The organism is uncultured Thioclava sp. (genome assembly GCF_913064665.1).
Classification (GTDB): domain Bacteria; phylum Pseudomonadota; class Alphaproteobacteria; order Rhodobacterales; family Rhodobacteraceae; genus Thioclava; species Thioclava arctica.
The window spans coordinates 1-21961 of sequence record NZ_CAJYBT010000024.1; the positions used below are offsets into that span (position 1 = coordinate 1).

Below are 21961 nucleotides of genomic sequence, written 5' to 3' on the forward strand. Positions count from 1 at the left end.
CCAGCTACGACAGAGAAGCCGTGCTGAAACGCGCGCTCGAACTCTTTTGGGCCAAGGGGTATCACGCGACCTCGCTCAAGGATTTAGAGGTCGCGCTTGATATGCGCCCCGGCTCGATCTACGCGGCCTTCGGGTCCAAAGAGGCGCTCTATGGCGAGACGCTGCGTCTTTATTCGCAGATGTCACAAACCCAATTCGAGGAATTGCTGGCCAAAGCACCGACCCGGTTGGCTGGGCTGGCCGCGCATGTGCGCGCTTTGGGATGCGTCGCGCCCAACAGCGTGCCCTCGCGCGCCTGCATGTTGGTCAAAACCCTGCTAGAAACGCCCGATGATGACCCGGTCTTGCGCCAGTTGACCGAAGACATGATGCGCAAGGTCGAGGTCGCGTTCGCCAATATCTATCGCGCTGCCCGCGACGCCGGAGAAATTCCCGAAACCGCCGACCCCGAGCGACTGGCCAGCCGGTTACAGATCGAGATTTTCGGTCTACGCGCCTATGCGCAGCGCACCGATTCGGGGGCGCGTGTTGCGGCGTTGGCCGATGATATCGCCCGCGACATCGAAGCTTTGGCCATATCCAAACCCACCACAGCGAACGCCCCCGCACATTAAAAGCGGCGCCGCTTTTACAAACGACGCCGCCAGATCAATGTCACACGCTCTGTCTTAGTTGCTGGCGGTGCAGGGAGCTGTCCCCGGATAGCCGCAATCAGGAGACTTGGCGGTCTCACCCGACGACCCGACCTGTTCAGCCATTTGCACCGAAGCCTGATGCTGTTCCTGCTCGACCTTATTGGGGTCGGGGATCATCCCGGCTTTCCAAGCCTCTTCATCGGCATTGATCGCAATCTGATTATAGGCCGACACGACATAGCCCGAATGCAGCTGCACCACCGGGCCCTCCATCTGGAGGCTTTCCTCGCGGTTGCGCACCTTCACCTCGGTCCCTTTCGGGATTTTCGAGAACAGGTCGATGATGTCTTGGTTGAACAACCGGATACAACCTGCCGAGGTCGCCCGCCCGATCGAAGACGGGTCCATCGTGCCGTGAATCCGGTAATAGGTGTCCTTGCCGTTCTTATACAAATACAGCGCGCGCGCCCCAAGCGGATTGTCCAGCCCACCGGGCAGACCATCCTTAAGCGGGCCATACAGATCAGGATCTTCCTTGATCATGTTCTGCGTCGGCGTCCAGCTGGGATATTGTTGTTTGCGATCAATCGTCGCGTCTCCGGCAAAGCCCTTGCCCTCACGACCGACGGCCACGCCATAGCGTTCCGCCTCGCCCGGCGCGGTGATGTAATACAAGAACCGCGCAAAAGGATCGACGACGATCGTACCGACGGCCTCGGGGCCATGATAGGGCACCATCTGGCGGCGGTTCCGCTCGACCAGATAGCGCGGGTTCACAGCCGCAATTTCCTTGCCGTCATCTTCACGCGCCTGATATTCCGAGGGCACGGCTTTGCTTGACTGCGTGGGCTGGGCATATTGATGCGGCTCGCTTGCACAAGCGGCCAAAGCCCCAAGCGTGGCGAGCATCAATACGGGGCGGGTCACTCGTTTGAATAGCATAGAACTCGCGATCACTTAATTCTTCCTGTCTGTCTGCGGGGCGTACGCAACATCCCCTCGGCCGAGGATCAATGCCTCAGATAGTGCAAAGTTCCCCTAGCTCACATTAACATGAATGTGAACGGGGTATGTCGGCGGGAATCTGCCCCTTGACTGTGCGCAGGCGGCGTCAGACCTTGGCGCTCATGCGCCGCTACCTGATCCGCCGCCTGATTGTGCTATTGGCCAGCCTCTGGGTGGCGAGCGCGGTGATTTTCACCCTTGTCGAAGGCGTGCCCGGCGATCCTGCGAGTTTCATGCTGGGCGTCAACGCCGCACCCGATACGTTGGCAGCATTGCGCGCACAAATGGGGCTCGATCAACCTTTCGTTTGGCGCTACCTGCATTGGCTGGGTGGCTTGCTTAGTGGTGATTTTGGCACGTCGTTTACCTATAAGGTGCCCGTGGCGGGGCTGATTGGCGCGCGGTTGGCGGTCTCGCTGCCGCTGGCGGGGATCGCGCTGTGCCTGTCGGTGGCGCTGGCCTTGCCGATGGGGCTGCTCGCGGCGGCGCGGCGTGCACGGCTCAGCGATGGGGCGGTGATGGCGGGCACGCAGCTCGGCATCGCTGTGCCCAATTTCTGGTTCGCGATGTTGCTGGTGGTGTTGCTGGCGGTGCGCTGGCAATGGTTTCCGGCGGGGGGCTTTCCGGGCTGGTCCGATCCGCTGATGGCTTTGCGTGCGCTGACACTGCCCGCGATCGCGCTGGCACTGCCGCAGGCGGCGATCCTGACACGGGTGCTGCGCTCGGCCTTGATCGAAACCTTGGGCCAAGACTATATCCGCACCGCCCGCGCCAAAGGCCTAAGCCGCGCGCGCGCCCTCACCCGGCACGCCTTGCGCAACGCGCTGATCCCGGTTCTGACGATCTTGGGGCTGCAATTCTCGTTCCTGCTCGCGGGCGCGATCATCATCGAAAACGTGTTTTACCTGCCCGGCCTTGGGCGGTTGATCTTTCAGGCGATCACCCAACGCGATCTGATCGTCGTGGAATCGGTGGTGATGATCTTGGTCTTTGCCGTGATCGTGGTGAATTTCCTCACCGATCTTGCCTATGCGGCGGTCGATCCGCGATTGCGCAGGCGCACATGAAACTGTCGCTGATCATCGGAGGCGTTCTGAGCGGGGCGGCGCTGCTGGCGGCGCTGATCTCGCTGGTCTGGACGCCCTATGATGTGACCGCGCTCCACATTGCGCATAAGCTGCAAGGGCCAAGCGCCGCGCATTGGCTGGGCACCGATCATTTCGGGCGCGATATTGCCTCGATGTTGATGGCGGGCGCACGCACCTCGTTGGCCGTGGCGCTGGTGGCGGTCACGATTGGCATGGGGCTGGGCGTGCCGCTGGGGCTGTGGGCGGCGGCGCGGCGCGGGTCGTGGCTGGATGAGGGGATCATGCGCGCCAATGATCTGATCTTCGCCTTTCCCTCGCTGGTGATCGCGATCCTGATCACCGCGACCTTCGGCCCTTCGGCCACCAATGCGATCATCGCTATCGGCATCTTCAACATCCCCGTTTTCGCGCGGGTCACGCGGGCGGGAGCACTGTCGCTTTGGCAGCTGGACTACATCCGCGCCGCGCAAGTCGCAGGCAAGGGGCGCGCGCGGATCTCGGGCGAACATATCCTGCCCAATATCGCCAATCTGCTGATCGTTCAGGGCACGATCCAGTTCAGCCTTGGCATTCTGGCCGAGGCGGGGCTGTCCTATGTCGGGCTTGGCGCGCAGCCGCCCACGCCCAGTTGGGGCCGGATGCTGGCCGAGGCGCAGACGATGGTCACCCTCGCCCCGCATGTCGCGATCATGCCGGGACTGGCGATCGTGCTGACGGTGTTGGGGCTGAACCTGCTGGGCGACGGGCTACGCGATGCGCTGGATCCAAGGTTGCGGGGGCGACTGGCATGACGCTGTTAGCCCTTGATCATCTGAATGTGCAGATCGGCAAACCCGCGATCCTGCGCGATGTCAGCCTGACGCTGTCGCGCGGCGAGATCCTTGGGCTTGTCGGCGAAAGCGGATCGGGCAAGTCTATGACCGCGCTGGCGATCATGGGCCTGCTGCCCGATCGCGCGCGGATTTCGGGCGACATCATGCTGGGTGGTTTAAACCTGCGTCACCGATCAGAACGCGAGATGTGCCAATTGCGCGGCAACGCCATCTCGATGATCTTTCAAGAACCGATGAGCGCGCTCAACCCGATGATGACCATCGGCGATCAGGTCGCGGAAACGCTCATGCTGCATCGCAGAATGCTGCGCAGCGAAGCCCGCAGCATCGCGCGCGAAAAACTCGACCGGGTAGGCCTGCGCGCCCCGCGCTTTCCGCTGACATTATACCCCCATGAACTGTCAGGCGGGCAGCGCCAGCGCGTGGCCATCGCGATGGCGATTGCGCTGCATCCCAAGCTGCTGATCGCGGATGAGCCGACCACCGCGCTCGATGTCACGACCCAGGCCGAAGTCCTCAATCTGCTGCGCGATCTGGCGCGCGAAGAGGGCATGGCGCTGATCCTGATCACCCATGATCTGGCGGTCGTCGCGGGCATGGCCGACCGGGTGGCCGTGATGCAAGCGGGCCAAATCGTGGAAACTGCGCCCACCCGGACGCTGTTTCAAAGGCCAGTCGCGCCCTACACCCAAGCGCTGCTTGCCGCCTCGACCCATCAGCCGTCGCTGGCGACGCGCCCAAGAGCCAAGCCTTTGTTACAGGTCGATAACGCCACGCGCATCTACCGTTTGCCGCGCCCCTCGGCCCTTTCGCCCCATCCTGAATTGCGCGCGGTTGATGACGTGTCCTTCACCATCCATGCCGGGGAATCGCTGGGGCTGGTCGGCGAAAGCGGCTGTGGCAAATCCACCCTGACACGCTCGATCCTTGGCCTTGATGCGCTGCAAGGCGGCGCGATTCATCTGAATGGCCACCCTATCAACCCCGCGATGCCCAGCCCGCAGCGCGCCGATATGCAGATCGTGTTTCAGGACCCTTACGGCTCGTTCAACCCGCGCCAAAAGGTCGAACGGCTGGTGGCCGAACCGTTTCACCTGACGGGGCGGCCCGCCGATTGGCGCGACCGCGTGGCCGAAGCTCTGCGCGAGGTCGGGCTGTCGCCGGACGACAAAAACCGCTTCATCCATGAATTTTCCGGCGGCCAGCGCCAGCGTATCGCGATTGCGCGCGCGTTGATCATCCGCCCGAAGCTGATCGTGCTGGATGAGGCGGTGTCGGCGCTGGATGTGCAGGTGCGCGCGCAGGTGCTGGATCTGCTGAGCGCGCTGCAAGCCACGCATAATCTGGCCTATCTGTTCATCTCGCATGACCTGTCGGTGGTGCGCGCAGTGACCTCGCGCTGCTTGGTGATGAGCGCCGGGCGGATCGTCGAAGAAGGGCCGACCGAGGCGCTCTTCACCGCCCCGCAAAACGCCTATACACAATCTTTGATCGCCGCCACACCGCGCATTCCGCAACATTGGAAGGAGCCTGCATGACCTTGCCGCTTTGGTTCGAGCCGACCGAAATTCTGATCGGCGGGGAATGGTGCACGACGCCGGAGACCTTGCCCGTCGAAAACCCCTCGGACGGGGCCGAGATCGCACGGATCGCGCGGGGCCGCGCGGCAGATATCGACGCCGCAGTGGGCGCCGCGCACGCAGCGCTTGAGGGGGACTGGGGGCAGCTCAGCGCCGCCGAACGCGGACGCCTGTTGCTGGCCATGTCCGCCCGCGTGCTGGAGCGCGCCGAGGCGCTGGCCACGTTGGAGGCAATGGATGTCGGCAAGCCGCTGACACAGGCGCGCGCCGACGTTGTGGCGCTGGCGCGCTACTTGGAATTTTATGGCGGTGCGGCGGATAAGATCATGGGCGAGACGATCCCGTTCCAGCAGGGCTATACCGCCTATACCCTGCGCGAGCCCCATGGTGTGACCGCCCATATCGTGCCGTGGAACTACCCGATGCAGATCATCGGGCGCTCGGTCGGGGCGGCGCTGGCGATGGGCAATGCGGCGGTGCTCAAACCCGCCGAGGAAGCCTCGCTTACGGCGCTGGCCTTTGCGCGGATCGCCCATGAGGTGGGCTTGCCCGCGGGTGCGCTCAACATCGTGCCGGGCTTGGGCGAAGAGGCGGGTGCAGCGCTGTCGGCCCATCCCGGCGTAAACCACATTTCTTTCACCGGATCAGTCGCGGTCGGGCAGATGATACAGGGCGCAGCCGCCGCCAATGTCGTGCCCGTGACGTTGGAACTGGGCGGGAAATCCCCGCAGCTTGTGTTTGCCGATGCCGATCTGGATCGCGCGCTGTCGTTCTTGGTGAATGCCGGCATCCAGAATGCGGGTCAGACCTGTTCAGCCAGCTCGCGCATCCTTGTGCAGCGCGCGATTTACGACACGGTTTTGGATAAGATGGCCGCGCGCTATCGCGATCTTGTGGCCGGGCCCGCAATGTCAGATCGCAATCTTGGGCCGCTGATTTCGGCGCGCCAGAAAGAGACCGTCGAGGGCTATCTGCGCCTTGCCGCCGATCTGCCGATTGCCGCGCGCGGTCAGATCGCCCCCGATGCCCCTGAGGGCGGTCATTACGTCCCGCCCACGCTGATCGGCGGTGGTTTTGGTGCGCATCGCTTGGCGCAAGAGGAAATCTTTGGCCCCGCGCAGATCGTGATCCCGTTCGAAGATGAGGAAGAAGCCATCGCGATTGCCAATGGCACCGAATACGGGCTCGTCGCCTCGGTCTGGTCCGAGAATGGCGGGCGCACGATGCGGCTGGCGAAACGCTTGCGCGTGGGGCAAGTGTTCTTGAACAATTACGGCGCTGGCGGGGGCGTTGAACTGCCCTTTGGCGGGGTGGGCAAATCCGGCCATGGGCGCGAAAAGGGATTCGAGGCACTTTACGGCTTCTCGAGCCTCAAGACGGTTGCGGCGTGGCACGGATAGGGATTTGATCGCGCAAGAATTTGGGGGGGGGAGGCCGCGATGAGACTTGAGGGAAAAACCACGATCGTGACCGGTGCCGCGTCAGGCTTTGGCGCAGGGATTGCGCGACGCTTTGCGGCAGAAGGCGCACGCGTGATGGTGGCCGATCTGAACGGCGCGACCGCGCAATCGGTGGCGGATGAGATTGGTGGGATCGCTTGTGAGGTCGATGTCAGCCGCGATGCCTCGGTCAAGGCGATGGCTCAGGCCGCGCAGAAAGCTTGGGGCCGGATCGACATTTTGGTCAATAATGCAGGCACCACCCATCTGCCCAAGCCGATGGAAGAGGTGAGCGAAGAGGAATTCGACCGCGTGCTCGCAGTGAACGCGAAATCGGTTTATCTGAGCGCGCGTCATATCGTGCCGCTGATGAAGGCTGCCGGGACTGGCGCGATCCTGAATGTCGCCTCGACCGCCGGGGTCAGCCCGCGCCCCAACCTGAGCTGGTATAACGCCTCCAAGGGCTGGATGATTACGGCGACCCGCGCGATGGCGGTGGAACTGGCCCCGATGGGCATCCGCGTCAATGCGATCAACCCGGTAGCTGGCGAGACACCCTTATTGAAAAGCTTCATGGGCGAGGATACGCCCGAAATCCGCGCGAAATTCTTGGCGACGATCCCGCTGGGGCGCTTCTCGACACCCGAGGACATGGCCAATGCGGCGTTGTTTTTGTGTTCAGATGAGGCCAGCATGATCACGGGCGTTGCACTGGAAGTGGATGGCGGACGCTGCATTTGACCTCGTGCCGGGGGCGCAGCCCCCGGACCCCCGGAGTATTGAGGGCTAGATGAAACAAGGGCCAAGAAACCTGATTACCGATGTCGAGGGGTTGCTTGTGGGCAATGCCCAAGATGCGGTTTTGCGTTCGGGTGTGAGCGTGTTGACTGGCGCGCGCCCGTTCACGGCGGGGCTGCATGTGATGGGCGGAGCGCCGGGCACACGCGAGAGCGATTTGCTGGCGCCCGACCGGCTGGTGCAGGAGGTTGACGCGCTGGTTCTCTCGGGCGGCTCGGCCTTTGGGCTGGCGGCTTGCGATGGGGTGATGGCGGGGCTGCGCGCACAGGGGCGCGGGTTCGCGGTGGGCGATCAGCGCGTGCCGATTGTGCCCGGTGCGATCCTGTTTGATTTGCTCAATGGCGGGAATAAGGATTGGCAGAACACCCCTTATCCTGCGCTGGGACTGGAGGCGTTGCAGGCGGCAAGCGACAGGTTTGCGCTTGGCACAGCGGGCGCGGGGTTTGGCGCGATGACGGGCACGCTGAAGGGCGGGTTGGGATCGGCCTCGGCAGTGCTGGACAGCGGGCTGACGGTCGGCGCGCTGGTGGCGGTGAATGCCTTGGGATCGGTGAACATGGGCGGGAACGCGCAGTTCTGGGCCGCGCCTTGGGAGATCGACGCGGAGTTTGGCGGGCTTGGCCCCGCGCACGCCCATGATCCGCATTTCGAGCCCGAACCCGCCAAGCGCGCGGGCGAGGCCACAACGATTGCAATTATCGCCACTGACGCGGCACTGGATCAGGCGCAAGTGACGCGGATGGCCACGGCGGCACATGACGGGATGGCGCGCGCGATCCATCCCTCGCACAGCCTGCTGGATGGCGATCTGGTCTTTGGCGCCGCGACCGGAGCGAAACCGCTGGCCGATCCGCTGCGCGACATGTTCCAGCTAGGTCATGCCGCCGCTTGCGTGCTTGCCCGCGCGATTGCGCGCGCCATTTATGAAGCCAAGGCGATGCCGGGCGATCTGCAGCCCTGCTGGCAGGATGTTTATGGAACACAAATGCGGGCCACTCATTGAGCCTGCAAAGACGCACCGAAACCTTAGGAGGCCCCAAATGCTTGACGACAAAACCGATCTGAAATCGATCCTCAAAGACCCCACGCTGCTGGCAAGCAAGGCGTTTGTAGCAGGCGACTGGGTGGATGCCGATGATGGTGCGACCTTTGATGTCACCAATCCCGCGCGCGGCGATGTGATCTGCACCGTGCCCGATCTGGGGCGCGCAGAGACCGCGCGCGCCATTGAAGCCGCGCGGATCGCGATGAAGGCTTGGGCTGCGCGCACCGGCAAGGAGCGCGCGCAGGTGCTACGCAAATGGTTCGATCTGATGATGGAGAACCAAGACGATCTGGGTGCGATCCTGACCGCCGAGATGGGCAAGCCGCTGGCCGAGGCCAAGGGCGAGGTGGCCTATGGCGCAGGCTTCATCGAGTGGTTCGGCGAAGAGGCGAAGCGCGTTTACGGCGAGACCATCCCCGGCCACATGCCCGACAAGCGCATCACCGTTATCAAGCAACCGATTGGCGTTGTCGGCTCGATCACACCGTGGAACTTTCCCAATGCGATGATTGCGCGCAAGGCGGGGCCTGCGCTGGCCGTGGGCTGTGGGTTTGTGTGCCGTCCGGCGTCCGAAACCCCGCTTTCTGCGCTGGCGATGGCGGTGCTGGGTGAACGCGCGGGCCTGCCCAAGGGGATCTTGTCGGTCGTGACCTCAAGCAAAGCGTCCGATATCGGCAAGGAGTTCTGCGAGAACCCGACCGTGCGCAAGCTGACCTTTACCGGCTCGACCGAGGTGGGGCGCATCTTGCTGCGGCAAGCTGCCGATCAGGTGATGAAGTGCTCGATGGAGCTGGGCGGCAACGCACCGTTTATCGTGTTTGATGATGCCGATCTGGATGCGGCTGTGCAGGGCGCGATGGCCTCGAAGTTCCGCAACAATGGCCAGACCTGCGTCTGCGCCAACCGGATTTATGTGCAGGCGGGGGTGTATGACGCCTTCGCCCAAAAGCTTGCCGATGCGGTCAATGCCCTGAAGGTGGGCGACGGGCTGGAAGAGGGCACCGATGCCGGGCCGCTGATCAACGAGAAGGCCGTCGTGAAGGTGCAAGAGCACATCAAGGATGTGGTCGATCACGGCGGCAAGGTCGTCACCGGCGGCGCGCGTCATTCCAAGGGTGGCACCTTCTTTGAGCCGACGGTTCTCACGGGGGTGACGCAGGATATGAAGGTCTCGACCGAAGAGACATTCGGCCCCGTCGCACCGCTGTTCAAATTCGAGACGGAGCAAGAGGCAATCGACAAGGCCAATGCCACGATCTTCGGACTGGCGAGCTATTTCTACGCCCGCGATGTCGGGCGCATCACGCGCGTGCAAGAAGGGCTAGAATACGGAATTGTCGGCGTGAATACCGGCATTATCTCGACCGAGGTCGCGCCCTTTGGCGGGGTCAAGCAATCGGGTCTTGGGCGCGAAGGCTCCCATCACGGGATCGAGGATTATCTCGAGATGAAATATATCTGCCTGTCGGTTTGATCCCTGAAAATCAGGCGTTGTCCCCGTTTGCACCGACTAGGATCGATGCGGGGGCAGCGCCGCTCAGGCTGGGCGACGGATCTCTGGCAGGGCGGCTGTAACCAGCGGATGCAGCGCCTGTTCAGGCGCGCCATCGAGGAATTGCGCGCGCATCGCAGGGGCCCAGTTGGCGTTGATATGATCGGCCACGGCGCGCGCCTGATCCCCCGGCTGGCTTTCAAAAAACATCGCGATCTGATTGGCCATATGGCCGAGTTTCTCGGGGCTCATGATATAGCCTCCTGCGGCTGGGTGAATATGGCAAGGCTGCGCCCGGCCCGTGCGATCAGGGTCAGGCCAGCGGCCTCGGCCTCGGTCACCGCAAGGGCCGTGGGGGCAGACGGGCCAGCAATCACCGGGATGCCGTAGATCGCGGCCTTTTGCACCAGATCGACCGACAGCCGCGAGGTCATCACCAGTGCGCCACTTGCGCCTGCGATGCCAGCACGCGCGAGCGCCCCGATCAGCTTGTCCAGCGCATTGTGGCGACCCACATCCTCGCGCAGCGCCACGATCCCGCGACCGGGCTGCCAGAACGCGCTGGCATGGGCGGCGCGGGTTTCGTCTTGCAGGGGTTGTTGGTCGCGCAGGGCGTCAATCGCCTCGTGAGCCTGCTGAGGTGTGATCTGCCAAGCTGGCGGGCGCGCGCGCGGCAGGCTGCGCCGCGCCTGTTCGAGCTGCTCGATCCCGCAGAGCCCACAGCCGACCGGACCGATCGTCGCCCGCCGACGTTCGGCAAAACGCGCACCAGCGGGGGCGGCCAGCCAGCTGCGCAACTCGACCCCGGCCTCTTGCCGGACGATCTCGTGGCGGGTGATCTCGGCGGGTGCTTCGATCAGCCCCTCGCTCAGCGCAAAGCCCAAGGCGAAATCCTCAAGATCGCCCGGCGAGGCCATCATCACCGCCTGCGCGACCCCGTCATAAACCAGCGCTACCGGCACTTCCTGCGCCAGTTGCACGCGCCCGCCACCGGGCAAAGTCCAATCGCTTACGCTCATTGTGCGGGCTCGATCTGGCGCGTCAAAACGCTTTGCGCCTCGTAAAGCTCTTGCCAGCTCGACGGACCATTGGACAGCGCCACCTGTACCGCCGTGACCTTGTATTCCGGGCAGTTCGTGGCCCAATCGGAATTGTCGGTGGTCACCACATTGGCCTGCGTGTCGGGGTGGTGGAAGGTGGTATAAACCACGCCGGGCGAGACCCGATCCGTCAGCGTCACACGCAAGGAGGTCTCGCCCGCACGCGAGGCCAGACGCACCCAATTCCCATCCGAAATGCCACGCGTTTCCGCGTCATGGGGGTGCATTTCCAGCAGATCCTCGCCATGCCAAACCGAGTTTTCGGTCCGCCGGGTCTGCGCGCCCACGTTATATTGCGACAGGATACGCCCGGTCGTCAGCAGCAGCGGGAAACGCGGACCGGTACGTTCCTCTGTTGCGATATAGGCGGTGCGGATGAAGCGCCCCTTGCCGCGCACGAAACCGTCGATATGCATCACCGGCGAGCCCTCGGGATGGGCCGCGTTGCAGGGCCATTGGATCGAGCCTTGCGCATCGAGCAGCTCATAGGTGACGCCTGCGAAACTTGGCGTGGTACGCGCAATTTCACCCATGATTTGCGAGGGATGCGTATAGTTCCAATCCGCGCCCAGCGCATTGGCAAGCGCCTGCGTGACCTCCCAATCGGCCAGCCCGGCCTTGGGGGCCATTACGCGGCGCACCGGGTTGATCCGGCGCTCGGCATTGGTGAAGGTGCCGTCCTTTTCAAGGAATGTCGAGCCGGGCAAGAACACATGCGCATAGCGCGCAGTCTCGTTAAGAAACAGGTCGTGCACGATCACGCAATCCATCGCCTCAAGCCCGGCGGCGACATGGCGCGTATCGGGATCGGATTGCAAGATATCCTCGCCCTGAATGTAGAGCGCCTTGAAATCGCCCGACACGGCAGCATCCAGCATATTGGGGATGCGCAGGCCCGGCTCGGGGTCCAGCGTAGTGTTCCACTCGGCCTCAAACATTGCGCGCGCGCCGTCATCGGAGACATGGCGATACCCCGGCAATTCATGCGGGAAGCTGCCCATATCGCAACTGCCCTGCACGTTGTTCTGGCCACGCAGAGGGTTCACGCCCACGCCGGGACGCCCGATATTGCCAGTCATCATCGCAAGGTTCGCAATCGCGATCACGGTGGTTGAGCCTTGGGAATGTTCGGTCACGCCCAGCCCGTAATAGATCGCCCCATTGGGTGCGCTGGCATAGGTGCGCGCGGCTTGGCGCAGCGTCTCGGCGGGCACGCCGGTCAACTCGGTCACCGCCTCGGGGGAGTGGGCGGGATCTGCGGCGAATTCGGCGTAATCGGCCCATTCGTCCCAGTCGCAACGCGCGCGGATGAAAGCCTCATCAAACAGCCCCTCGGTCACGATCACATGGGCCAGCGCGGTCAGCACCGCCACGTTCGTGCCCGGGCGCAGCGGCAGGTGCAGCCCCTCGCCCATATGCGGGGTTTCCAGCAGGTCGATCCGGCGCGGGTCCACCACGATCAGCGAGGCCCCCTGACGCATGCGCTTGCGCAGACGCGAGGCAAAGACCGGGTGGCCATCGGTCGGGTTCGCCCCGATCACCACGGCGCAATCCACCTGCTCGACAGAGTCGAAATCCTGCGTGCCCGCCGAGGTGCCAAAGGTCTGCTTCAGCCCGTAGCCAGTGGGCGAGTGACAGACCCGCGCGCAGGTATCGGTGTTGTTCGTGCCCATCACCGCGCGCGCGAGTTTCTGCACGAGGAAGGTTTCCTCATTGGTGCAGCGCGACGAGGTGATGACGCCGACGGAATCCTTGCCGTGTTCGGCTTGCGCGCGTTTGATGCCTTTCGCGGAGAATTCCAGCGCCTCGTCCCAGCTTACCTCGCGCCAGGGATCGGTGATGGCGTCGCGGATCATCGGCTGCAAGATCCGGTCTTCGTGATTGGCATAGCCCCAGGCAAAGCGCCCCTTCACACAGGAATGACCCCGGTTCGCCTTGCCCTCTTTCCACGGCACCATGCGCACCAGCTGATCGCCGCGCATCTGCGCCTCAAAGCTACAGCCCACACCGCAATAGGCGCAGGTGGTCACCACAGCGCGCTCGGGCGTGCCGATTTCCTCGACGGTTTTCTCCTGCAAGGTCGCGGTCGGGCAGGCCTGCACGCAAGCCCCACAACTGACGCAATCGGAGTTCAGGAAATCACCCGTGCCCGTCGAGATACGCGCGTCAAAGCCGCGCCCCTCAACCGTCAGCGCGAAGGTGCCTTGCACCTCTTCACAGGCGCGCACGCAGCGCATGCAGACGATGCATTTCGCCGGGTCATACGAGAAATACGGGTTGGAGCCGTCCTTGGCGATGTAGCGCGGGTTTTCGCCCTCAGCGGCGCGGGTTTCGAAATGGTTTTCGCCCGCCGCATAACGCACATCGCGCAAGCCCACCGCGCCCGCCATATCCTGCAATTCACAATCGCCATTGGCAGCACAGGTAAGACAATCGAGCGGATGATCCGAGATATAGAGTTCCATCACGCCACGGCGCAGACGGCCAAGCTGCTCGGTCTGGGTCTTGACCACCATACCTTCGCGCACCGGGGTCGTGCAGGAGGCCGGCGTGCCACGCATGCCCTCGATCTCGACCACGCAGAGCCGACAGGACCCGTAGGCGTCCAGCATGTCGGTGGCGCACAGCTTGGGCACGCTGATCCCGGCCTCAGCAGCGGCGCGCATCACGCTGGTGCCTTCCGGGACGGTGATCGTCATGCCGTCGATGGTCAGGCAAACGGGCGCGCCCGATTTCGCAGGCGTACCCTTGTCCTTTACGGGGATAATGAAGTCTTTCATTCCGCAGCCTCCCGCAAAGGGGTGAATTCGTTAGGGAACAGTCGGATCGCCGAGCGCACCGGGTAGGGCGTGAAGCCCCCCATCGCGCATAGCGATCCCTTTTCCATAATCTCGCACAGATCCTGCAACAAAGCGATTGCCTGCGCGTCCCCCGCCGCGATCCGGTCCAGCGTTTCCATGCCCCGCACCGCGCCGATCCGACAGGGCGTGCATTTCCCGCAGCTTTCAATCGCGCAGAATTCCATCGCGTAGCGCGCAAGCGCCAGCATATCCGCCGTTTCGTCATGCACGACGAACCCGGCATGACCAACCAGCCCGCCCTGCTCGGCGAAAGCCTCGTAGCAGATCGGCAGATCGAAATCCTCGGCCCCGTGATAGGCCCCCAAGGGCCCGCCCACCTGCACCGCCTTGAAGGGCCGCCCCGAGGCCGTGCCGCCGCCGATATCGTTGACCAGCTCACCCAAAGTCAGGCCAAACCCAGTCTCGAACAGACCGCCATGAGCAACATTGCCCGCGATCTGGATCGGGATCGTGCCGCGCGAACGCCCAAGGCCGAACGCGGCATAGGCCGCCCCGCCATGCGCCATAATCCACGGCACAGCCGCGAGCGACAGGACGTTATTCATCACCGTGGGCTTTCCAAACGCCCCTTCGAGCGCGGGCAGAGGCGGCTTGGCGCGCACCATGCCGCGCTTGCCCTCCAGCGAGTTCAACAGCGAGGTCTCCTCGCCGCAGATATAGGCCCCCGCGCCTACGCGGACCTCAAGGTCAAAGCGCGGCCCCTGCCCCAGCAGCGCAGGACCGATGATCCCGGCATCACGGGCGCTGGCAATCGCGGTCTCGAACACGCGGATCGCGTCTGGATATTCCGAGCGGATATAGACAAAGCCCTTGGTTGCGCCCACCGCCAGCGCGGCAATCGCCATGCCTTCGATCAGGCAGAACGGGTCGCCCTCCATCAACATGCGATCGGCAAACGAGCCGCTATCGCCCTCATCGGCGTTGCACACGATGTATTTCTGCGCGGCATTTGCGTCTGCGACCGTCTTCCATTTGATCCCGGTCGGAAAGCCAGCCCCGCCGCGACCGCGCAGGCCCGACGCCGTGATTTCCTCAATCGTAGCACTGGCACCGATCTCTAGCGCGCGCCGCAGCCCCAGCCAGCCCTCGGCGGCCTCGTAATCGGCCAGGGACAACGGGTCATTGCGCCCACAACGCGCGAAGGTCAGCCGCGACTGGCGCGCGAAGAAAGGGATATCCTCGACCGGGCCAAGCGCTTTGGGATGGGGGCCATCCTCGAACAGGGCGGGCACGTCTTCGGGGGTCATCGGGCCAAAGCCATGACGCAGACCGTCGATCTCGATCTCGACCAGCGGCTCAAGCCAAACCATGCCGCGTGTGCCGTTGCGAATGATCGTGACCTCGCGTCCCCGCAGCCCCGCCGCCGAGGCAATCGCGGCGACGACGTCATCTGCCCCACAGGCTTTCGCTGCCGCATCGCCGGGAACCCAGATCTTCATGCCGTAACCTCCGCAACCAAGGCTTCAAGACGTGCCACGCTGGCGCGCCCAACCAACTGCCCATCGACCTGCGCGGCGGGCGAACAGGCGCAGAGGCCAAGGCAATAGACCGCCTCCAAAGTGACATCGCCTTTGGTCTGACCCAGCTTCACGCCCAAGGCCGTTTCCAACCGCGCGATCAGATCGGCGCCCCCCATCGACTGGCAGGCCTCGGCCCGGCAGACCTTGATGACATGACGCCCCGCAGGGGCATCGCGGAAATCATGGTAAAACGATACCACGCCCGCCACCTCGGCCCGGCTCAGGCGCAACGCATCAGCAATCGGCTGATACGAAGCCTCGGGCACATGGCCGAACGCCGCCTGCACGTCATGCAAAATCGGCAGCAGCGCCCCCTCGCGCCCGCGATGAACCGCAAGGATTTCGGCCAGCCTGTCAATGATTTCCATAGCATCCTCCAGGCCCCATATTGTGACCAGCTTGCACCGACTGACAAGTCACGGATCTGACAATCGCGCACAGGCGCGGTTCGGATACGTCATTTGCCGCGCCTGCGCTTGCACGGGCGGGGGGGAGCCTCTACATCCCTAGGCATGAAATTGATCCAACGCCTCCCCTTCGTCAAGAAACCGCCCTTTGTTGCCGTGCTGCGGCTGCAAGGCGCGATTGGTATGTCCCGCCCCGGATCTCCGGGCCTGTCCGATGCCACGATGGCACCGCTGATCGAGCGGGCTTTCGCGCGAGGCAAGCCTGCGGCGGTGGCGCTGCTGATCAATTCCCCCGGCGGATCGCCGGTGCAATCCTCGCTGATCGCGGGGCGCATTCGTCGCCTCGCGGATGAGAAAAAGATCCCCGTGCATGCCTTTGTCGAGGATGTGGCCGCCTCGGGGGGCTATTGGCTGGCCTGTGCCGCCGATAACATCTGGGCCGATACGACCTCGGTTGTTGGGTCAATCGGGGTGATTTCGGCCAGTTTCGGGCTTGATCAATTCATTGGCAAATACGGGATCGAGCGGCGCGTGCACACTGCGGGTGGCTCAAAAAGTTTCATGGACCCGTTCCGCCCCGAAAAGGACGAGGATGTGGCCCGCCTGAAGCGGCTGCTTGAGGACATGCATATCAGCTTCAAAGAGCACGTCACCGCGCGGCGCGGCGCGAAACTGGCCAGCGATCGGGATATGTTCACCGGCGATATCTGGACCGGGCGGCAGGCTTTGGCGGAAAATACCGGGCTGATCGACGGGATCGGCCATGTCGTGCCCAAGCTCAAAGAGCTGTATGGCGATGACATCCGCATGCTCGATTACGCGCCCAAACGCTCGTTCTTCCGCCGCTTTGGCGTGCAGCTTGGGACCGAGATCGCGACGGGGGCAACGGGTGCAATGTTTGCCACCGCTGAGGAGCGCGCGATGTGGGCGCGCTACGGGCTGTAGCGGCATGTTGATCAAAGGCATGACCCTGTTTCTCGTCGTGATGGCGGTGATGGCAATGTTTGGCAAGCTGCGCATTCCGGGCACCAAAGGCAGCAAGCTGTCTGGGCGCTGCCCGGAATGCGGCCGCCCCAAGATTGGCCGTGCCCCCTGCCCGTGCAAAAAAGGGCGGCGTGGATGATCTGGGATGTTGGGTATATCGCGGTCGGGCTGGTTTTTCTGGTTCTGGCCGGAGACCTGCTTGTCAAAGGCGCAGTGGCGCTGTCGCTGCGTTTCGGCATTCCGGCGCTGATCGTGGGTCTGACTGTTGTGGCCTTTGGCACCTCGGCCCCCGAGCTGATGGTGTCGGTCGCCGCCGTGCTGGATCACGCGCCCACGCTGGCACTGGGCAATGTCGTGGGTTCGAACATTGCCAATATCTTGTTGGTTCTGGGCTTGCCGGCCATCATCTCGGCCATTCGCACCGACGAGCAGGACATGCGCGAAAGCTTTGTTCTAATGATCGGGGCGACCGTGCTGTTCATCATCGTGGCCTATCTTGGCCCGATTGGATGGCCGCACGCGCTGGTGCTGCTTTCGGGCTTGGGCGTGATCCTGTTTCGCCAAATCCGCGAGGCCTTGGCCCACCGCGCCAATCGCGAGCCCGATGATGAGATCGCTTCGGTCGACCCTCACACACCGGGCTGGCGGATTTCGCTGCTGTTGCTGGCCGGGCTTGTCGGGCTGCCGATTGGCGCAGATCTGCTGGTGGAGGGTGCCAGCAATATCGCCTCGGCAATGGGGGTTTCGGATGCGGTCATCGGCCTGACACTGGTGGCGCTGGGCACGTCCTTGCCGGAATTGGCGACGTCGGTCACAGCCGCTATCAAAGGGCGCTCTGATGTGGCGCTGGGCAATGTCGTCGGCTCTAACATCTTCAATTTGCTGTGCATTATCGGTGTAGCAGGAATGTTTGGCAAAATCCCGGTACCCGCCCAAATGCTGCATTTCGACTTGTGGGTGATGTTGGGCGCCTCGGTCGTGCTGGCCCCCTTCATCTTTGGTAACCGTAAGATCGGGCGCTGGGTTGGCGTGGCATTTACGCTCGCCTATCTGGTCTATATCGTCGCGCTATTGCTTGGAGGTCGGGTATGAAGCGGGCTTTGATCACAGGCGGGGCAAAGCGGCTGGGCCGCGCGATGGCGCTGTATCTGGCGGGGCGCGGCGTTGACGTGGTGATCCATTATCACGGCTCAGCAGCGGAGGCCGAGGCCACTGCCGCCGAGGCGCGCGCCAGGGGTGTGCGGGCCGAAATTTTGCAGGCCGATCTGCTGGATGAGGGCGCAACCGCCGATCTGGTCGCACGCGCGGCGCAAGCACTGGATGGGCCGCTTGATGTGCTCATCAACAATGCCTCGATCTTTGAATATGACACGCTGAAATCCGCAAGCCGCGAAAGCTGGGATCGTCACTTTGAGTCCAATCTGCGCGCGCCTTTCGTGCTGATGCAACATTTCGCCGCGCAGGCCCCCAAGGCCGAAACGGTCGAAGGCGAGCCGCGCGCGCGCGCGATGGTGCTCAATATGCTCGATCAGCGGGTGCGCAAACTCACGCCCGAATTCATGACCTATACGCTGGCCAAAATGGGGCTGTGGACGCTGACCCAGACTGGGGCGCAAGCGTTGGCACCCGATATTCGCGTCAATGCGATCGGCCCCGGCCCGACCCTGCAAGGCGCCCGCCAATCTACTGAGCATTTCACCAAGCAACGCGCAGCCACGATCCTGCAGCGGGGCGCAAACCCCGATGAAATCTGTGCCGCTTTGGGCTATTTTTTGGATGCGCCCGCAGTGACGGGTCAGTTGTTATGCGTGGATGGCGGGCAGCATCTGGGCTGGAAAACACCTGATGTTCTGGGCCCCGAGTAAGATGCTTTCTAGAGTCTCAGCGACAAGTTGTGCACTTTCACTGCGGCCTTTACGTATCTGTTACAAAAGTCTTAAATTTTTCAATAGCTTGGGCGATGTTGAAAAAGTTTCTATTTCTTTTCAACCGCTTATCTATGTGCCCATTTTTTGGGCAAACCAGCTTTTGATCAAGGTTCCAAGGGGAATTCCATGATCTTGGGAATTTGCCAACAGTGTTATCCACAGAATTGGTGGACATATTTCCACTTGAACCGATTGGCGTAAGGTTGCAGCCACAGCAGAGAATCAAGACCGCGATATGACCGAGACGAACCACGACCCCGAGAGCACTCAGCCACCCGCCGCGACCCGTCCCGCGCATGGGATGACGGGGCATGCGCTGATCGCGGATTACCTCAAGCGGCTGGATGGCTCGCCCGGTGTGTATCGCATGCTCAACGCCAAGGGTGAGGTCTTGTATGTTGGCAAGGCGCGCAATCTGAAGGCGCGGGTGTCGAACTATGCGCGCCCCTCGGGACATAGCGCGCGGATCGCGCGGATGATCCGCGAAACCGCATCGATGATGTTTCTTACGACGCGCACCGAAACCGAGGCGCTGCTGCTTGAGCAGAACCTCATCAAGCAGCTCAAGCCGCGCTACAACGTGCTGGCGCGCGATGACAAAAGCTTTCCCAATATCCTGATCGCGACGGATCACCCCTATCCGATGATCAAAAAACATCGTGGTGCGCGCAAGGAGAAGGGCCATTACTTTGGCCCCTTCGCGAGTGCCAGCGCGGTGAACCGCACGCTCAACCATCTGGAGCGGGTGTTTTTGCTGCGCAACTGTTCAGATTCGATGTTTGAAAGCCGCACGCGGCCCTGTCTACAATACCAGATCAAGCGCTGCTCGGGCCCCTGCGTGGGCAAAATCTCCGAGGCCGATTACGCAGATCTGGTGGCCGATGCGAAGCGCTTTCTTGAGGGACGCTCAACCACGATCCAACGCGAATTGGCGGCCCAGATGCAAACCGCCTCCGAGGAGATGGAGTTCGAGCGCGCCGCCGCACTGCGCGACCGGATTAAGGCGCTGACCAATGTGCAGCAAAGTCAGGGGATCAACCCGCGCACCGTGCCCGAGGCCGATGTGATTGCGCTACATAGTGAGGGCGGGCAGGCCTGTGTGCAGGTGTTTTTCATCCGCGCCAATCAAAGCTGGGGCAATCACGATTTCTACCCGCGCACCGGGTCGGGCGCCGAGGCCCCGGAAATCCTGCAGGCCTTTATCGCGCAGTTTTACACCCACCGCCCGCCGCCGGCCCTGCTGTTGCTGTCGCACCCGGTCGAGGATGAAGAGCTGCTGGCCGAGTTCCTGTCCGAGCGCGCCGAGCGCCGCGTCGAGATCGCCGTGCCGCAGCGGGGCGAAAAGGCCGAGCTGGTGGAAAACGCCGCGCGCAATGCCCGCGAAAGTCTGGGCCGAAAGATGTCGGAATCTGCGGCGCAGGCGAAACTGCTGGCCGGCGTGGCCGAGGCCTTTGCCCTCCCCGCCCCGCCCGCGCGTATCGAGGTCTATGACAACTCGCATATTCAGGGCGCGCATGCGGTGGGCGGCATGATTGTGGCCGGTCCTGAAGGCTTCATCAAAAGCCAGTATCGCAAGTTCAACATCAAGGGCACCGAGATCACGCCGGGCGATGACTTCGGCATGATGAAAGAGGTGCTGACACGGCGTTTCTCGCGGCTTCTCAAAGAGGACCCCGAGCGCAAATCCGATGCATGGCCCGAGCTGTTGCTGATTGATGGCGGTGCGGGGCAGGTCTCGGCGGTGCATGAGATCATGGTGGAGATGGGCGTGACCGATATCGCGATGGTGGGCGTTGCCAAGGGGATCGACCGCGATCACGGCAAGGAAGAATTCCACCGCATCGGCCAGCGCCCCTTTGCACTGCCGCGTCAAAGCCCGGTTTTGTATTACATCCAACGTCTGCGCGACGAGGCGCACCGCTGGGCGATTGGCACGCATCGCGCGAAACGCGCCAAGGCGACGATGGCCAATCCGCTGGATGAAATTCCCGGCATCGGCACGGCGCGCAAACGCGCGCTGCTGCAGCATTTCGGATCGGCCAAGGCGGTTAGCCGGGCGGCGCCGATTGATCTGATGGAGGTCGAGGGAATTTCCGAGGCGATGGCCGAAACGATCCATAATTTCTTCAACGAAAAGGGCTGAGACAATGACCGATCACAGCCCACGCCCGCGTGCCCTTTCGCGCCTTGACGAGCTTGAAACCGAGGGGCTGACCTCGCCCGAAGCACGTCCCGATTTGCAGGCCGTAGCGCAGGCGTTCCGCATCCGCCTCACACCCGAGATGCGCGCGGCCATCGCAACACCCGCCGACCCGGTGGCAGCGCAATTCGTGCCCAGCGCCGCCGAATTGGTGACCCGCCCCGAGGAACTGGCCGATCCGATTGGCGATGACGCGCACTCCCCGGTGCCCGGGTTGACGCATCGCTACCCCGACAGGGTGATCTTGCACATCACCAAAACTTGCGACGTTTACTGCCGCTTTTGTTTTCGCCGCGAGACGGTGGGCGAGACCGGGCCCTTGCCGCAGGATCAACTAGACGCGGCGCTGACATATATCGCCGCGACCCCGGTAGTGCGCGAGGTGATCTTGACGGGGGGCGATCCGCTGACACTGTCGCAGCGCCGGCTGGCCGAGGTTCTGACACGGCTGGGTGCAATTGCACATGTCGATCAGATCCGGCTGCACACCCGCGTGCCCGTCGTTGCGCCCGAACGCATCACGCCCGCGCTGTGCCACGCCTTGCGCGCCGGGCGTCCGACTGTTTGGATCGTGCTGCACACCAACCATGCCCAAGAACTGACCCCAACGGCCCGCGCCGCAATCACGCGACTGGTGGATCACGGCATCCCGTTACTGTCGCAAACCGTGTTGTTGGCAGGCGTGAATGACGATGTCGACAGCCTTGAGGCGTTGATGCGCGCGCTGACCGCGCTGCGCGTCAAACCCTATTATCTGCATCACTGCGATCTGGCGCGGGGCACGTCGCATTTCCGCACGACACTCGCGGCGGGCCGCACGCTGATGGCCGAGCTGCGCCGACGCGTTTCCGGGACAATGGTGCCGACATATGTGCTCGACATCCCCGGCGGGCATGGCAAAGTGGCGATCAATGCCGATCACGTTGCCCCCGGTCCTGCGCCCGGTCACTGGCGCATCACAGACCGCCTTGGCCGGGTGCATGATTACGCAGACCCGCTACCCAGCCCTGAGACGCGGTGACGCGCCCTCTTCCGCTTTGCCCGCC

General features: G+C 63.1%; 20 protein-coding genes. 14 read left to right on the forward strand and 6 right to left on the reverse strand.

The window, feature by feature from the left end:
- A partial coding sequence (locus QZ571_RS11270) for a TetR/AcrR family transcriptional regulator (RefSeq protein WP_295534629.1) occupies positions 1-614 on the forward strand: 614 nt, incomplete at its 5' end.
- Positions 615-668: 54 nt separating this feature from the next.
- Here QZ571_RS11270 and QZ571_RS11275 read toward each other — a convergent pair.
- Complete coding sequence (locus QZ571_RS11275) at positions 669-1592, reverse strand: L,D-transpeptidase (RefSeq protein ID WP_366929954.1); 924 nt, start codon at positions 1590-1592, stop codon at positions 669-671.
- Positions 1593-1762: 170 nt separating this feature from the next.
- Here QZ571_RS11275 and QZ571_RS11280 point away from each other — a divergent pair, with 170 nt between their 5' ends.
- Genes QZ571_RS11280 through QZ571_RS11310 form a run of 7 tightly spaced genes read left to right on the forward strand, consistent with a single transcriptional unit; the run spans position 1763 to position 9897 of the window.
- The gene (locus tag QZ571_RS11280; RefSeq protein WP_295534739.1) at positions 1763-2707 is read left to right on the forward strand and encodes an ABC transporter permease; all 945 of its coding nucleotides are present in this window, start codon (positions 1763-1765) and stop codon (positions 2705-2707) included.
- Complete coding sequence (locus QZ571_RS11285; protein ID WP_295534631.1) at positions 2704-3519, forward strand: ABC transporter permease; 816 nt, start codon at positions 2704-2706, stop codon at positions 3517-3519. The genes QZ571_RS11280 and QZ571_RS11285 overlap by 4 nt, the downstream gene beginning before the upstream one ends.
- The gene (locus QZ571_RS11290; RefSeq protein WP_295534633.1) at positions 3516-5099 is read left to right on the forward strand and encodes an ABC transporter ATP-binding protein; all 1584 of its coding nucleotides are present in this window, start codon (positions 3516-3518) and stop codon (positions 5097-5099) included. Before QZ571_RS11285 ends, QZ571_RS11290 begins: the two co-directional genes overlap by 4 nt.
- Positions 5096-6541, forward strand: a complete 1446-nt coding sequence (locus tag QZ571_RS11295) for an aldehyde dehydrogenase family protein (RefSeq protein ID WP_295534634.1) — start codon at positions 5096-5098, stop codon at positions 6539-6541. The genes QZ571_RS11290 and QZ571_RS11295 overlap by 4 nt, the downstream gene beginning before the upstream one ends.
- 39 nt (positions 6542-6580) lie before the next feature.
- Positions 6581-7321, forward strand: coding sequence for an SDR family oxidoreductase (locus tag QZ571_RS11300; RefSeq protein ID WP_295534637.1), 741 nt, complete (start codon positions 6581-6583; stop codon positions 7319-7321).
- A 49-nt stretch (positions 7322-7370) separates the two neighbouring features.
- Complete coding sequence (locus QZ571_RS11305) at positions 7371-8381, forward strand: P1 family peptidase (RefSeq protein WP_295534640.1); 1011 nt, start codon at positions 7371-7373, stop codon at positions 8379-8381.
- A 37-nt stretch (positions 8382-8418) separates the two neighbouring features.
- The gene (locus tag QZ571_RS11310; protein ID WP_295534643.1) at positions 8419-9897 is read left to right on the forward strand and encodes an NAD-dependent succinate-semialdehyde dehydrogenase; all 1479 of its coding nucleotides are present in this window, start codon (positions 8419-8421) and stop codon (positions 9895-9897) included.
- 63 nt (positions 9898-9960) lie between these two features.
- Here QZ571_RS11310 and QZ571_RS11315 read toward each other — a convergent pair whose 3' ends face one another.
- Genes QZ571_RS11315 through QZ571_RS11335 form a run of 5 tightly spaced genes read right to left on the reverse strand, consistent with a single transcriptional unit; the run spans position 9961 to position 15764 of the window.
- The gene (locus QZ571_RS11315) at positions 9961-10167 is read right to left on the reverse strand and encodes a formate dehydrogenase subunit delta (protein ID WP_038132645.1); all 207 of its coding nucleotides are present in this window, start codon (positions 10165-10167) and stop codon (positions 9961-9963) included.
- Entirely contained in the window at positions 10164-10934 is a 771-nt protein-coding gene (fdhD, locus tag QZ571_RS11320) for a formate dehydrogenase accessory sulfurtransferase FdhD (RefSeq protein WP_295534647.1), read from the reverse strand. The genes QZ571_RS11315 and fdhD overlap by 4 nt, the downstream gene beginning before the upstream one ends.
- Positions 10931-13795 (reverse strand): formate dehydrogenase subunit alpha, encoded by a 2865-nt coding sequence (fdhF, locus tag QZ571_RS11325; protein WP_295534650.1) that lies wholly within the window; start codon positions 13793-13795, stop codon positions 10931-10933. Before fdhF ends, fdhD begins: the two co-directional genes overlap by 4 nt.
- The gene (locus QZ571_RS11330) at positions 13792-15315 is read right to left on the reverse strand and encodes an NADH-quinone oxidoreductase subunit NuoF (protein ID WP_295534654.1); all 1524 of its coding nucleotides are present in this window, start codon (positions 15313-15315) and stop codon (positions 13792-13794) included. The genes fdhF and QZ571_RS11330 overlap by 4 nt, the downstream gene beginning before the upstream one ends.
- Entirely contained in the window at positions 15312-15764 is a 453-nt protein-coding gene (locus tag QZ571_RS11335) for a formate dehydrogenase subunit gamma (RefSeq protein ID WP_295534657.1), read from the reverse strand. Before QZ571_RS11335 ends, QZ571_RS11330 begins: the two co-directional genes overlap by 4 nt.
- A 144-nt stretch (positions 15765-15908) precedes the next feature.
- Between QZ571_RS11335 and QZ571_RS11340 the strand changes: the two genes are divergently transcribed.
- The 6 genes from QZ571_RS11340 to QZ571_RS11365 all read left to right on the forward strand — a co-directional run bounded on the left by QZ571_RS11340 (position 15909) and on the right by QZ571_RS11365 (position 21936).
- Positions 15909-16748 carry a S49 family peptidase gene (locus tag QZ571_RS11340; RefSeq protein ID WP_295534659.1) on the forward strand — a complete coding sequence of 280 codons (840 nt, stop codon included), beginning with the start codon at positions 15909-15911 and terminating at the stop codon, positions 16746-16748.
- 19 nt (positions 16749-16767) lie between these two features.
- On the forward strand, positions 16768-16926 hold the full coding sequence (locus QZ571_RS11345) for a hypothetical protein (protein WP_295534744.1): 159 nt from the start codon (positions 16768-16770) through the stop codon (positions 16924-16926).
- Positions 16923-17879: a calcium/sodium antiporter gene (locus tag QZ571_RS11350; RefSeq protein ID WP_295534662.1), complete on the forward strand. Its 957-nt coding sequence runs from the start codon at positions 16923-16925 to the stop codon at positions 17877-17879. Before QZ571_RS11345 ends, QZ571_RS11350 begins: the two co-directional genes overlap by 4 nt.
- Positions 17876-18652 carry an SDR family oxidoreductase gene (locus tag QZ571_RS11355; RefSeq protein WP_295534665.1) on the forward strand — a complete coding sequence of 259 codons (777 nt, stop codon included), beginning with the start codon at positions 17876-17878 and terminating at the stop codon, positions 18650-18652. The genes QZ571_RS11350 and QZ571_RS11355 overlap by 4 nt, the downstream gene beginning before the upstream one ends.
- Before the next feature lie 364 nt (positions 18653-19016).
- Positions 19017-20858 (forward strand): excinuclease ABC subunit UvrC, encoded by a 1842-nt coding sequence (gene uvrC, locus QZ571_RS11360; protein ID WP_295534741.1) that lies wholly within the window; start codon positions 19017-19019, stop codon positions 20856-20858.
- 4 nt (positions 20859-20862) lie between these two features.
- Positions 20863-21936, forward strand: coding sequence for a lysine-2,3-aminomutase-like protein (locus tag QZ571_RS11365; protein WP_295534668.1), 1074 nt, complete (start codon positions 20863-20865; stop codon positions 21934-21936).
- The last annotated feature ends 25 nt before the right edge of the window (positions 21937-21961 follow it).

What these genes read in the sequence shown, in the direction of transcription:
- QZ571_RS11280 (WP_295534739.1), top strand. Translation starts at nt 1,763, where the DNA reads ATGCGCCGCTACCTGATCCGCCGCCTGATTGTGCTATTGGCCAGCCTC.
- QZ571_RS11285 (WP_295534631.1), top strand. Translation starts at nt 2,704, where the DNA reads ATGAAACTGTCGCTGATCATCGGAGGCGTTCTGAGCGGGGCGGCGCTG.
- QZ571_RS11290 (WP_295534633.1), top strand. Translation starts at nt 3,516, where the DNA reads ATGACGCTGTTAGCCCTTGATCATCTGAATGTGCAGATCGGCAAACCC.
- QZ571_RS11295 (WP_295534634.1), top strand. Translation starts at nt 5,096, where the DNA reads ATGACCTTGCCGCTTTGGTTCGAGCCGACCGAAATTCTGATCGGCGGG.
- QZ571_RS11300 (WP_295534637.1), top strand. Translation starts at nt 6,581, where the DNA reads ATGAGACTTGAGGGAAAAACCACGATCGTGACCGGTGCCGCGTCAGGC.
- QZ571_RS11305 (WP_295534640.1), top strand. Translation starts at nt 7,371, where the DNA reads ATGAAACAAGGGCCAAGAAACCTGATTACCGATGTCGAGGGGTTGCTT.
- QZ571_RS11310 (WP_295534643.1), top strand. Translation starts at nt 8,419, where the DNA reads ATGCTTGACGACAAAACCGATCTGAAATCGATCCTCAAAGACCCCACG.
- QZ571_RS11315 (WP_038132645.1), bottom strand. Translation starts at nt 10,167, where the DNA reads ATGAGCCCCGAGAAACTCGGCCATATGGCCAATCAGATCGCGATGTTT.
- fdhD (WP_295534647.1), bottom strand. Translation starts at nt 10,934, where the DNA reads ATGAGCGTAAGCGATTGGACTTTGCCCGGTGGCGGGCGCGTGCAACTG.
- fdhF (WP_295534650.1), bottom strand. Translation starts at nt 13,795, where the DNA reads ATGAAAGACTTCATTATCCCCGTAAAGGACAAGGGTACGCCTGCGAAA.
- QZ571_RS11330 (WP_295534654.1), bottom strand. Translation starts at nt 15,315, where the DNA reads ATGAAGATCTGGGTTCCCGGCGATGCGGCAGCGAAAGCCTGTGGGGCA.
- QZ571_RS11335 (WP_295534657.1), bottom strand. Translation starts at nt 15,764, where the DNA reads ATGGAAATCATTGACAGGCTGGCCGAAATCCTTGCGGTTCATCGCGGG.
- QZ571_RS11340 (WP_295534659.1), top strand. Translation starts at nt 15,909, where the DNA reads ATGAAATTGATCCAACGCCTCCCCTTCGTCAAGAAACCGCCCTTTGTT.
- QZ571_RS11345 (WP_295534744.1), top strand. Translation starts at nt 16,768, where the DNA reads ATGACCCTGTTTCTCGTCGTGATGGCGGTGATGGCAATGTTTGGCAAG.
- QZ571_RS11350 (WP_295534662.1), top strand. Translation starts at nt 16,923, where the DNA reads ATGATCTGGGATGTTGGGTATATCGCGGTCGGGCTGGTTTTTCTGGTT.
- QZ571_RS11355 (WP_295534665.1), top strand. Translation starts at nt 17,876, where the DNA reads ATGAAGCGGGCTTTGATCACAGGCGGGGCAAAGCGGCTGGGCCGCGCG.
- uvrC (WP_295534741.1), top strand. Translation starts at nt 19,017, where the DNA reads ATGACGGGGCATGCGCTGATCGCGGATTACCTCAAGCGGCTGGATGGC.
- QZ571_RS11365 (WP_295534668.1), top strand. Translation starts at nt 20,863, where the DNA reads ATGACCGATCACAGCCCACGCCCGCGTGCCCTTTCGCGCCTTGACGAG.